This is a genomic window from Pseudomonas sp. KH_040, from assembly GCF_057839305.1.
Window position 1 is genome coordinate 3,119,137 of record NZ_CM174487.1, and the last position, 12,513, is coordinate 3,131,649.

9 protein-coding genes and 1 tRNA gene are annotated in these 12,513 nt (G+C 60.7%); 7 read left to right on the forward strand and 3 right to left on the reverse strand.

Annotation, left to right across the window (positions count from 1 at the left end; all coding sequences use genetic code 11):
• Nucleotides 1–218 precede the first annotated feature (218 nt).
• The 7 genes from fdnG (at nucleotide 219) to AC3IUF_RS14000 (ending at nucleotide 9,290) form a co-directional block, all read left to right on the forward strand.
• Nucleotides 219–3,284: a formate dehydrogenase-N subunit alpha gene (gene fdnG / locus AC3IUF_RS13970; protein WP_414915122.1), complete on the forward strand. Its 3,066-nt coding sequence runs from the start codon at nucleotides 219–221 to the stop codon at nucleotides 3,282–3,284.
• 14 nt (nucleotides 3,285–3,298) lie between these two features.
• Nucleotides 3,299–4,234, forward strand: coding sequence for a formate dehydrogenase subunit beta (gene fdxH / locus AC3IUF_RS13975; protein ID WP_008082738.1), 936 nt, complete (start codon nucleotides 3,299–3,301; stop codon nucleotides 4,232–4,234).
• Nucleotides 4,231–4,896, forward strand: a complete 666-nt coding sequence (locus AC3IUF_RS13980; protein ID WP_007914853.1) for a formate dehydrogenase subunit gamma — start codon at nucleotides 4,231–4,233, stop codon at nucleotides 4,894–4,896. Before fdxH ends, AC3IUF_RS13980 begins: the two co-directional genes overlap by 4 nt.
• 3 nt (nucleotides 4,897–4,899) lie before the next feature.
• A complete protein-coding gene (gene fdhE, locus AC3IUF_RS13985) occupies nucleotides 4,900–5,826 on the forward strand; it encodes a formate dehydrogenase accessory protein FdhE (protein WP_463543002.1) in 927 nt (308 codons plus the stop codon).
• Nucleotides 5,827–5,871: 45 nt separating this feature from the next.
• Nucleotides 5,872–7,275: an L-seryl-tRNA(Sec) selenium transferase gene (gene selA, locus AC3IUF_RS13990; RefSeq protein ID WP_489281641.1), complete on the forward strand. Its 1,404-nt coding sequence runs from the start codon at nucleotides 5,872–5,874 to the stop codon at nucleotides 7,273–7,275.
• Nucleotides 7,272–9,188 carry a selenocysteine-specific translation elongation factor gene (selB, locus tag AC3IUF_RS13995; protein WP_489281643.1) on the forward strand — a complete coding sequence of 639 codons (1,917 nt, stop codon included), beginning with the start codon at nucleotides 7,272–7,274 and terminating at the stop codon, nucleotides 9,186–9,188. Before selA ends, selB begins: the two co-directional genes overlap by 4 nt.
• Before the next feature lie 6 nt (nucleotides 9,189–9,194).
• Nucleotides 9,195–9,290 (forward strand) — tRNA-Sec (locus AC3IUF_RS14000).
• A 179-nt stretch (nucleotides 9,291–9,469) separates the two neighbouring features.
• Here the strand turns inward: AC3IUF_RS14000 and AC3IUF_RS14005 are convergent.
• From AC3IUF_RS14005 to AC3IUF_RS14015, 3 genes are all read right to left on the reverse strand, one after another.
• Entirely contained in the window at nucleotides 9,470–9,829 is a 360-nt protein-coding gene (locus AC3IUF_RS14005) for a DUF6124 family protein (protein ID WP_123375169.1), read from the reverse strand.
• Between the two features lie 471 nt (nucleotides 9,830–10,300).
• Entirely contained in the window at nucleotides 10,301–12,049 is a 1,749-nt protein-coding gene (locus AC3IUF_RS14010) for a phosphoethanolamine transferase CptA (protein ID WP_489281359.1), read from the reverse strand.
• Between the two features lie 211 nt (nucleotides 12,050–12,260).
• On the reverse strand, nucleotides 12,261–12,443 hold the full coding sequence (locus AC3IUF_RS14015; RefSeq protein ID WP_007914840.1) for a DUF6026 family protein: 183 nt from the start codon (nucleotides 12,441–12,443) through the stop codon (nucleotides 12,261–12,263).
• Nucleotides 12,444–12,513 lie beyond the last annotated feature (70 nt).

The following is a 12,513-nucleotide window of genomic DNA, read 5'->3' on the forward strand; positions in this document are numbered from 1 at the left end:
CATCATTGTTGGAGGAGCCGACGTCATCGCTGGCAAGCCAGCTCCCACAGGGTTTGCGGTTGTTAGCAGGAGTGCCGACAAACGGCCGACGGTCGGTTTTCACACAGATCGTGTGGTCATTGTCTACAGTGAAAAGGTCGGCAGACGGTTGCCGCAACCGTGATTGTCCAGATAAAACCCGGCAGCAGTACCGGGTTCCACCTGATCAGGAGTGCACGATGGATCTCAGCCGTCGTCAGTTCTTCAAGGTCGCCGGTATCGGCCTTGCAGGCTCGAGCCTGGGCGCGTTGGGCATGGCCCCGACGCCAGCCTTCGCCGAGCAGGTGCGCCACTTCAAGCTTGCCCACACCCATGAAACCCGCAACACCTGCCCGTATTGCTCGGTCGGCTGCGGTTTGATCATGTACAGCCAGGGCGACACCGCGAAGAACGTAGCGCAAAGCATCATTCACATCGAGGGCGACGCCGACCACCCGGTCAACCGCGGCACCCTCTGCCCGAAAGGCGCAGGCCTGCTCGACTTCATTCACAGCCCCGGCCGTTTGCTCTACCCGCAAACCCGCAAGCCGGGCAGCAGTGAATGGACGCGGATCAGTTGGGACGAAGCGCTTGACCGCATCGCCGACCTGATGAAGACCGATCGCGACGCCAACTTCATCGAAAAAAATGCCAACGGGCAAACGGTGAATCGCTGGCTGAGCACCGGGTTCCTCGCCGCGTCGGCGGCGTCCAACGAAGCCGGTTACATCACCCAGAAGGTGATTCGCAGTCTCGGCATGCTGGGGTTCGATAACCAGGCGCGTGTCTGACACGGCCCGACGGTGGCAAGTCTTGCCCCGACGTACGGCCGTGGTGCCATGACCAATACCTGGACCGATATCGCCAACGCGAATCTGATCCTGGTGATGGGGGGCAACGCCGCAGAAGCGCATCCGTGCGGCTTCAAATGGGTAACCGAGGCCAAGGCGCACAACGCTGCGCGGCTGATCGTGGTTGATCCGCGTTTTACCCGGACCGCTTCGGTGGCCGACTATTACGCGCCGATCCGCACTGGCACCGACATCGCCTTCATGGGCGGTTTGATCAATTACCTGCTGACCGAGGACAAGATTCAGCACGAATACGTGCGCAACTACACCGACGTGTCGTTCATCGTCAAAGCAGGCTATGGCTTCGAAGACGGCATCTTCAGCGGGTACGACGTGGCCAAACGCAGCTACACCGACAAGTCCGGCTGGGGTTACGAACTGGGCGAGGACGGTTTCGTCAGAGTCGACCCGACTCTGCAGGATCCGCGTTGCGTCTATCAATTGATGAAGCAGCATTACAGCCGCTACAACATCGACCTCGCCAGCCAGATCTGTGGCATGCCGGTCGACGCCATGCAGAAAATCTGGGAAGAGATCGCCACCTGCTCGATCCCGGGCAAGACCATGACGATTCTCTACGCCCTCGGCTGGACGCAGCACTCGATCGGCGCGCAGATCATCCGCAGCGCGGCAATGGTACAACTGCTGCTGGGCAACGTCGGCATGCCAGGCGGTGGCGTCAATGCCTTGCGCGGTCACTCGAACATTCAGGGACTGACCGACCTTGGCTTACTCTCCAACGCACTGCCGGGCTACCTGACCCTGGGCAGCGACATGGAGCAGGATTACGCCCAGTTCATCCACAAACGCACGCAGGTTCCGCTTAGACCCGGACAGCTTTCCTACTGGCAGAACTACAGCAAGTTCCACGTCAGCCTGATGAAGTCGTGGTACGGCGCCAACGCCACCGTCGAGAACAATTGGTGCTACGACCATTTGCCGAAACTCGACATCCCCAACTACGACGTCCTGAAGATGTTCGACCTGATGAGCCAGGGCAAGGTCAACGGCTACTTCTGCCAAGGCTTCAATCCGATCGCGGCACTACCGGACAAGAACCGCGTGATGGGCGCACTGGCCAAGCTGAAATGGCTGGTGGTGATGGACCCGCTGGCTACCGAAACTTCGGAGTTCTGGCACAACGTCGGGCCGTACAACGACGTGAAAAGCGCCGAGATCCAGACCGAAGTCATTCGCCTGCCGACCACTTGTTTTGCCGAAGAGGACGGCTCGCTGGTCAACAGCAGTCGCTGGCTGCAATGGCACTGGAAAGGTGCCGATGGCCCGGGCGAGGCGCAGACCGACATCCGCATCATGAGCGAATTGTTTCTGCGCCTGCGCAAGCGTTATCAGGCCGAGGGCGGCAAATTCCCCGATCCGCTGTTGAAACTGACGTGGCCGTACAAGATCCCCGACGAACCTTCGCCGGAAGAGCTGGCCAAGGAAATCAACGGTAGCGCCGTGGCTGATTTCACCGACGCCACGGGTGTGGCGGTCAAGGCCGGCTCGCAACTGGCCGGATTCGGCTTGCTCAAAGATGACGGCAGCACCGCGTCTGGCTGCTGGATCTTCGCCGGCAGTTGGACCGAGGCCGGCAACCAGATGGCCCGCCGCGACAACGCCGATCCGTTCGGCATGCATCAGCATTTGGGCTGGGCATGGGCCTGGCCGGCCAATCGGCGGATTCTCTATAACCGCGCTTCGGCAGATGTCGCCGGCAAACCGTGGGATCCGAAAAAACGTCTGGTGTGGTGGAACGGCAAAGCCTGGGGCGGCACCGACGTGCCGGACTATAAGGCCGACGTACCACCGGAAGCCGGGATGAACCCGTTCATCATGAACCCCGAAGGCGTGGCGCGATTCTTCGCCGTCGACAAGATGAACGAAGGACCATTCCCCGAGCACTACGAGCCGTTCGAAACGCCGATCGGCATCAACCCGCTGCACCCGCAAAACAAGAAAGCCACCAGCAACCCGGCGGCGCGGATCTTCGATTCGGTCTGGGAAACCCTCGGCGAGGCCAAGGACTTCCCGTACGCCGGCACCAGTTACCGGTTGACCGAGCATTTCCACTTCTGGAGCAAGCACTGCAAGTTGAACGCAATTGCTCAACCGGAGCAGTTCGTCGAAATCGGCGAAGTGCTGGCGAAAGAGAAGGGCATTGCTGCCGGTGATCGCGTACGCGTCAGTTGCAAGCGCGGCTTTATCGAAGCGGTGGCGGTGGTGACGAAAAGGATCCGGCCGTTGCAGGTCAACGGCCAGGTCGTGCATCAGATCGGCATCCCGCTGCACTGGGGGTTCACCGGTTTGACGCGTCACGGTTATCTGACCAACACCTTGGTGCCGTTCCTCGGCGATGGCAACACACAGACCCCGGAATCCAAGTCATTCCTGGTCAACGTGGAGAAGCTCTAATGGAGAATCTTTAAATGGCCAGCCAAGACATCATTGCCCGCTCGGCCACTACCACCGTGCCGCCATCGGTGAGGAATCAGGAGGCGGTGGCCAAGCTGATCGACACCACCAAATGCATCGGCTGCAAGGCCTGTCAGGTCGCCTGCTCGGAATGGAACGAGCTGCGCGACGAGGTCGGCCACAACCACGGCACCTACGACAACCCGCAAGACTTGAGCGCAGAAACCTGGACGTTGATGCGCTTCACCGAGCACGAAACCGACGCCGGCAACCTCGAGTGGCTGATCCGCAAGGACGGCTGCATGCACTGCGCCGAGCCCGGTTGTCTGGCGGCGTGCCCAAGCCCCGGCGCGATCATCAAACACGCCAACGGCATCGTCGATTTCGATCAGGATCACTGCATCGGTTGCGGTTATTGCATCACCGGTTGCCCGTTCAACATTCCGCGCATTTCGCAAAAGGATCACAAAGCCTACAAGTGCACCTTGTGTTCCGATCGCGTGGCGGTAGGGCTGGAACCGGCCTGCGTGAAAACCTGCCCGACCGGGGCCATTGTGTTCGGCACCAAGGAAGACATGAAGGAACACGCTGCCGAACGCATCGTCGACCTGAAAAGCCGTGGCTTTGAGAATGCCGGTCTGTATGACCCGGCAGGTGTCGGCGGCACGCATGTTATGTACGTGTTGCACCACGCTGACACACCAACGATCTACGCCAATCTGCCGCAGGATCCGGCGATCAGCCCGTTGGTGGGCCTGTGGAAAGGCATCAGCAAACCCTTGGGCCTGTTGGCCATGGGCGCCGCGGTGCTGGCCGGGTTCTTCCATTACGTGCGTATCGGCCCGAATCGGGTGGAAGAGGATGAACACCCGACACCACCCGACACCTCGGTGCACGTTGTCGATCCGGCAGTGCACACCTTCGATCCACGCGGGGAGGACCGGCCATGAGCAACAAGACGATCCTGCGTTACACCGCCAACCAGCGCACCAATCACTGGCTGGTGGCAATCCTGTTTTTCATGGCCGGGCTGTCCGGGCTGGCGTTGTTTCACCCGTCGCTGTTCTGGCTGAGCAACCTGTTCGGCGGCGGGCCGTGGACGCGGATTCTGCATCCGTACATGGGCATCGCCATGTTCGTGTTTTTCCTCGGTCTGGTACTGAGTTTCTGGCGTGCCAACTTCTTCATCAGCAACGACGGCAAGTGGATGCGCCGCATTGACCGGGTGCTGGTCAACGATGAAGAAAGCGTGCCGCCGGTGGGCAAATACAACGCCGGGCAGAAGCTGCTGTTCTGGACTTTACTGCTGTGCATGCTCGGTTTGCTGTTTACCGGGCTGGTGATCTGGCGCGCCTGGTTCAGTGCGTATTTCGGCATCACCGTGATTCGCTGGGCGATGCTCCTGCATGCGCTGGCCGGGTTTATTCTGGTGCTGAGCATCATCATTCACATCTACGCCGGGCTGTGGATCAAGGGTTCGGTGGACGCAATGATGCACGGCTGGGTCAGCCGCGCCTGGGCCAGGAAACACCATGAACTCTGGTATCGCGACATCACCCGCGACGAACGCCAACCGGATGTGCCGGAACGACCGATCACCAAAAAGGGCTGACTCTTGCCAACCATTCTGGAACCTGGGGAAATTGAAGCGGCGGCGAGTTCGCCGCCGTTTCTGCATCTGCCGCCTTCGAACCTGTTTGCGCTGCGGGCTGATCGACTGGAGCAACTGGCCGAGGGGCATGCGCTGGCTGAATACCTGCGACTGATTGCCGGATTGTGCCGGGTGCAGCAGCAGGTCTTCGACGATCCGCCGTTGACGGCGCCGTTCGATCAACAACGGATTGAAGCCTGTCAGCAGCATGGTTTGCCGCCGTTTGCCGCCGATACGTTGGTGCGCGAAGAGGGCTGGCAGGCTTACCTTGAAGCTTTGCTGCAGCGTTATGAACCTGCTGAGCAACCTGCCGTCATTGATGCGGTGACGACGTTGCGGGTCGCCAGTTCGGGCCAGTTACGCGCGTGGGCGGTGGCGCTGGTCAGTGGCCAATACACAATGGTGCCCGCGCAACTGGTGCCGTTTCTCGGTGCGGCGCTGCAAGTGGCCTGGAGTCACTGGCTGCTAAGCGCGCCGAATCTGCAACTCAAACCCGGTGACAGCCTCAGTCAATGCCCGGCGTGCGGTTCACCGGCGATGGCCGGGGTCATTCGCCATCGCGGCAAGCACAATGGTTTGCGTTATCTGGTGTGTTCGCTGTGTGCCTGCGAATGGCATGTGGTGCGGGTCAAGTGCGTGTATTGCGAGTCGAGCAAAGGGCTTGATTATCTGAGCCTCGAGGACGATCGCCACGCTGCAAATCAGGCACCGCTGCGGGCGGAGGTCTGTCCGGGTTGTAACAGCTATTTGAAACTGGTGTATCTGGAAAACGATGCAGATGCCGAGGCGTTGTCGGCGGATCTCACCAGTTTGTTGCTGGACATGCGCCTGGCGCAGGACGGTTATCAGCGGCTGGCACCGAATCTGTTGCTGGCACCGGGAGACGAATGAGCTGAGCGTCTACACTCTGGCGCAGTGATCTGTCTCCAGGAGTGGCTGATGTCCCTGCGGTTACCTTCCATTGATGGTCTGTTGCGTCATCCTGCGTGTGGGCCTTTACTTGAGCGTCACGGCCGTGAGTCGCTGCTGGCGAGTTTGCGTCAGTTGCTCGATGAGCTACGTTCCGGCGTGTTGAACGGGCAATTGTCAGCCGTCGAAATCAGCCCCGAAGTACTTGCCGGCCGCGTCGGTGAACGCCTGACCCAGCAACAGCGCAGCAACGTACGCCGCGTGTTCAACCTCACCGGCACCGTCCTGCACACCAATCTGGGCCGCGCCTTGTTGCCGGACGAAGCCATCGACGCCGTGCAAATGGCCGCACGTTATCCGCTCAATCTGGAATTCGATCTGGCCAGCGGCAAACGCGGCGATCGCGATGACCTGATCGAAGGCCTGATCCGCGAACTGACCGGCGCCGAAGCCGTTACCGTGGTCAACAACAATGCCGCCGCCGTGCTGCTGACGCTCAACAGTCTGGGCGCGCGCAAGGAAGGCATCATTTCCCGTGGCGAGCTGATCGAAATCGGCGGCGCCTTCCGCATCCCCGACATCATGGCCCGTGCCGGTGTGCGTCTGCACGAAGTCGGCACGACCAATCGCACCCACGCTCGCGACTACGAAGCGGCGATCAGCCCACGCAGCGGTTTGATCATGCGTGTGCATGCGAGCAACTACAGCATCGAAGGTTTTACCGCGCGGGTGCCGACTGCTGAACTGGCCGAGCTGGCCCATCGACACGGTTTGCCGTTGCTGGAAGACCTGGGCAGCGGCAGCCTGCTGGATCTGACCCGTTGGGGGTTACCGGCCGAACCGACAGTGCGTCAGGCGCTGCTGGATGGCGCGGATATCGTCACCTTCAGCGGCGACAAATTGCTCGGTGGCCCGCAGGCCGGGTTGATCGTCGGGCGTAAAGAGCTGATCGCGAAGATCAAGAAGAACCCGTTGAAACGCGCGCTGCGGGTGGACAAGTTGACTTTGGCGGCGCTGGAAGCGGTGCTCGGGTTGTATCGTGATCCCGATCGCCTCGCTGAACGTCTGCCGAGTTTGCGTCTGTTGACTCGCCCGCAGGCTGAGATCTTCGCCCAGGCTTTGCGCTTGCAGCCCTTGATGGCTGAACGGTTGGGTGAGATCTGGCAGGTCAGTGCAGTCGAGGCCTTGGGCATGATCGGCAGCGGCAGCCAACCGGTGGCGCGTCTGCCGAGTGCAGCGTTGTGTTGTCGCCCGCAAGTCTCCAAGCGCTTGCGCGGGCGTTGCCTGTTGAATCTGGAAGCGGCGTTGCGCGCCTTGCCGATCCCGGTGCTCGGGCGTATCGACGACGATGCACTGTGGCTGGATCTGCGCCAACTCGACGATGAGCCGGCGTGGCTCGGGCAATTGCCGCAGTTGCAGGTCGATTCGTGATTGTCGGCACGGCGGGGCACATCGACCACGGCAAGACCTCGTTGCTGCAAGCCCTGACCGGACAAACCGGCGATCGCCGCCCGCAGGAGCGCGAGCGGGGGATGACCATCGACCTTGGCTATCTCTATGCCGAACTCGCACCCGGCGCCGGCCTGACCGGGTTTATCGACGTCCCCGGCCACGAGAAATTCACCCACAACATGCTCGCCGGCGCGCAAGGCATCGACTTGGTGTTGCTGGTAGTTGCCGCCGATGACGGCGTGATGCCGCAGACCCGCGAGCATCTGGCGATTGTCGAATTGCTCGGCATCCCGCGCGCTTTGGTGGCGATCACCAAATGCGACCGGGCCGAGGCGGGCAGGGTGGAAGAGGTGCAGCGGCAGGTGCTGGACCTGCTCGCTCCGGGGCCGTTTGCCGAGGCGCCGATCCTGACAGTGTCGAGCCTGAGCGGACAGGGCGTTGAGGCCTTGCGCGAGCTGCTGGTGCAGACGCAAAACGAAGTGCACGAACGCAGTCGTGAAGGCGCTTTTCGCTTGGCCATCGACCGCGCGTTCAGCGTTACCGGTGCCGGCATTGTGGTGACCGGGACGGCGTTGTCGGGCACGGTTGCCATCGGCGACAAGCTCATCCTCGGGCCTTCGGGGAAATCGGTGCGGGTGCGAGGTTTGCACGCCCAAAATCAACCCGCCGAACAGGCCTTTGCCGGCCAGCGAGTGGCGTTGAACCTCAGCGGCGAACGCCTTGAACTGGCGCAGATCCATCGCGGCCAGTGGTTACTCAGCGAGTGGCTGCACGCGCCGACGCAGCGGGTCGACATCGACTTTCAACTGTTACCCGGTGAACGCACCTTCGAACACTTCCACCCGGTGCACGTGCACCTCGGCACGCAGGATGTGATTGCACGGGTGGCGTTGCTCGAAGGCCCGCGCCTCAGTCCCGGCGAACACATGTTCGCGCAACTGCTGATCAATGCGCCGGTGCACGCGGTGAAAGGTGATCGGCTGATCCTGCGCGACCAGAGCGCACAACGCACCTTGGGCGGCGGCCAGGTCCTCGACCCGTTCGCCCCGGCGCGACAGCGTCGTAGCCCGGAACGTCAAGCGCAATTGCGCTCCTTGGTCTCGGGCGACGAGTTCGAACAGGTCCTGCCCGTGTTGCTCAACTACAGTGCGGGCGGTCTCGACCCGCTGAGGCTCGAACGTCAGTTCAATCGTCCGCGCTCAACGTGGGCGTTAGCGGAAAACGTACGCCTGATCGACACGCGCCAAGGCCAGGTGCTGTTTAACGTGCAGCGCTGGGCACAGTTGAAGTTCACTCTGCTGGAACAACTCGCGCAGTTCCATGAACTGGAGCCCGACCAGATGGGCCCGGATCGCGATCGCCTGCGCCGCTTCAGCGGCTTGGCATTGGAACGCTCGACGTTTGTCAGTTTGCTGGATGAATTGCTCACCGCCGGATCGATTCAGGCAAGCGGACCGTGGCTGCATTTGCCGGATCATCAGGTGCGCCTGAATGCCGAGGACGAAAACCTCTGGCTAGGAATGCAGCCGTTGTTCGAACAGGCCGGTTTCGACCCGCCATGGCTGCGCGACATCGCGAAAATGCTCGGTCAGGACGACGCCGTCGTGCGCCTGCTGCTGCGCAAACTGGCGCGGCTCGGTCTGATGCATCAAGTGGTACGCGACCTGTTCTTGAGTGACGTGCAACTGCGCCAAATGGCCAACGTGCTGCTCCAACTGGCCAGGGAAAATCCGCAGATCCAGGTGACAACCTTCCGTGATGCGCTAGGCTTGGGTCGCAAACGCTGCATTCAGTATCTGGAATATTTCGACCGCGTCGGCCTGACCCGACGCATAGGCGAATCCCGCCAGATCCGCCCCGACAACGCGCTGGCCCACGCCAACGCACAATGAGTTCAAGGAAGGCAATCGCGCCCGGTGGCGCGGCCGGGCTTCAAACCCGGTTGGGGACGGCATCCGTTCCCGGGCAGGTTCGACTCCGGCTGCCTTCCGCCACTTTTTCCTCCAAACCTCCCCGATCCAGTGTGGGAGCGAGCCTGCTCGCGAAAGCGTGATCGTTCCCACGCTCCGCGTGGGAATGCCTCAACGGACGCTCCGCGTTCGGCTTCGGAAGGGACGCGGAGCGTCCCGGGCTGCATTCCCACGCAGAGCGTGGGAACGATCATCGAGGGCCGCTACTGCGGCAACTGCAGATTATCCATCACTCGATTCACCGCCAGTTCACCGAGCATGATCAGTTGCGCGATACCCAGCAGCGTCCTGCGCTGTGACGCGGGTATGAGGTGGGCGAAGTCATGAGCGATGGTTCTGGCTGAGGCGAGTGTTTCGCTGGCATCGGCCAGCAGTTCCTCGTTTTTGAAGTCCGCAGTGACGGCGTACATCCGGCGGGTTTTGCGTGGCGGTGGGGTCGAGCCGGGTGGACAGAGATAGTGATCAAGCGCACGTTCGGCGGCGTCGTTGAGTTTTTTGGAGTCGAGGGATTCGTAGGGGGAGGTGGGGTCGGTTTCGGGTGGGTTTGGTGTTGGTTTGATCATCGGTAAAGCTCCTTGAGATATGGAGCCGTCATCCATCGCTGCTAAACGGATAGGGTGGCGGCTGTACGCGGGTTAGCAGACCAGGCTCAAGGATCCCGGCGCACCGAAGTGCCCCACGCATAGCCGCCATAACGTACTGGCGAAACTCGCGTGCCTTGAAAATTGCCGAGCTGCTAAACCCGATCGCTGATTCGTCAGCGACCGCACCACGATAGAACCCGCCCCCAAAGCGCACAAGCCGGCGGATTCTGGCGTAGCTGTAGGCAATGGCGCAAGGATGTGTAGCCTCGAAGGCGTGTCTGGAGGTGTCTTTTAAACACCGGAGTTTAAATGGCAACTACATCCAGCCATCGCTCAACCACATCACCGCCGTGTGGGCCAGTTGCTGCACATCGGCACCTTTGGTTTATGGCGATCAGTCCTTCGCTAGCAGTGGACATGAAAAAGGGGCCGTTCAAGGCCCCTTCGGTGTTACTGCTCCGCCGCGTCGACGACGGCGTTATCGGGTTTCTTCGGCTTCATCAGGCTGAAGTCGATCAGCGCGCGCTGCTCGGTCTGGTACGGGTCGCCGATCAGCAATGGCCGCGCCTTGAAGCTGTCGCTGACCAGGCTCTTGCTGCGGTCGAGTTCATCGAAGCTCAAACCGGCCAGGTCGGCCCAGGTATGGATGAGGTGCGAGCTGCTGTACGGGCGATCCAGATCACCGGCAAAGTTCCAGTCGTGGCTGGCTTTCCACTTCGGCGAAGCCCAGGCCATGAACGGGATGGTGTACATCGGCGCGGTCGGTTTGTTTTCGTTGCGGCCCAAGGTCTTGTGGCCCACCGAGTCGAACACGTCTTCACCGTGGTCGGAGAGGTACAACAGGAAACCGTTCGGATCGGATTTGGCGTAATCCTTGATCAGACTCGAAACGACAAAGTCGTTGTACAGCACGGCGTTGTCGTAGCTGTTGTAGGTCGGTACCTGGTCGTCACGCACACCCGGTGGCACGCCGTTGCGATCCTGAAACTTGTCGAACGTTGGCGGATAGCGGTACTGGTAGCTCATGTGTGTGCCGAGCAAATGCACGACGATCAGCTTGCGCGGTGCCGCGTCAGCCAGCGCCTTGTTGAACGGCTCGATCACGTCGCCATCGTATTGCGCGGCGTTCTGGTTGCGGTTGTTGTTCAGGTACACCTGCTCGTCGGCCTGCTCGGAGAAGGTCGTGAGCATGGTGTTGCGCTTGGTCATGGTCTGCTGATTGGTGATCCAGAAGGTCTTGTAACCGGCCTGTTTCATCATGCTGACCAGCGACGGCGTCGACAGGTACAGATCCGGATGCTCTTCGTCAGCGAAGGTCAGCACCTGCTGCAACGCTTCGATGGTGTACGGGCGCGGGGTGACGACGTTGTCGAACACCGCCAGTTGATCCTTGAGCTTGTCCAGTTCCGGCGTGGTGTTGCGCTGATAGCCGTAGAGGCTCATGCGCTGACGGTTGGTCGATTCACCGATGACCAGTACCAGAGTCTTCGGCTGATCGGCCGAGGCGTCCTGAAGGTTTTTCAGTGGCGGGATCTTGCTCACGTTGTGCAGCATGCCCTGCATGTCGGCGAGGGTTTCCTGATAACGGTGATAAGCGACAACCATTTGCCAAGGCACTGCAGGCTCGATGCGGGTTTCGAATTTTTCGAAGCCTTGGGCGAAGGTGCCCATGCGCAGGGTCTGTTTGACCAGCGGGTAACCGACTACAGCGATCACGATCGCGGTTGCCGCCACCAGCGCACGACCTCGGGGCATGTACACCGGGCGCAGGCGTGTCCACAGGAAATAGGCGAACGCGGTATGGGCGAGGAACGCCGGCACCATCCACCAGGCAAAGTACTGGGTCATGTACTCGCCAGCTTCAGAGATGTTCGACTCGAACATGATGAAGATGACGCTCTGGGAGAATTCCTGCTCATAGATGAAGAAGTAGCCCAGGCTGGCCATCGAGCAGGCCCACAGCACCACGCCAATGATCGCGGCGAGCAGTTTGGTGCGTTTGGGGAACAGCAACATCGGTGCCAGCCAGATCGCGCTCATGACGAACGCCTGACGGAACCCGGTAAAGCCCGAAGTGCCAGTCAGTTGAATCAGCAGTTGGGTGATACCCGAGAAGTACCAGAAGAATACAAACAGCCAGAGAAAACCGGCCCAGTCGAAACCTGTCGCAGTCGTTTTGCTGCGTTTGAACAATGCCATTCGGCGCTCCAGCTCACTCGTTACAACCACCGCCGGAACATCCATGAAGCCGACGAACGGAAGCCGTACGCGCAGGTACGGCCAGAATGGGGCGGAGTATTACGAAGAGAATGTGAAAAGTTTGTGAGTTGCTGCCTTTGATCTATAGAGAAGCGGGCAGCGATGCATCATGTCGGGAACAGCGGCGGCCGTTCCCGAATCAGGCGGGGAATCAAGCGTGGGGATGACGCTGAACGACCGGCAAAGGTTGCGGTTGCACACCTTGGGTCAACAGGCGCAGCTGCGCCAGCTCCTGCTTCAACTGGTCGCGTTCGTCTTTCAACTGACGCAATTCATCGCGACGGATTGTCACGTACAGGGTTTGTGGCGGCATTGCTGTGTGTACTGTGCCCATTGCTCACCTCGCAAATGGCGTGCATCAACTGTAGGTCGTCCCCATTTGGGGTACTGATCTACTATCGGCG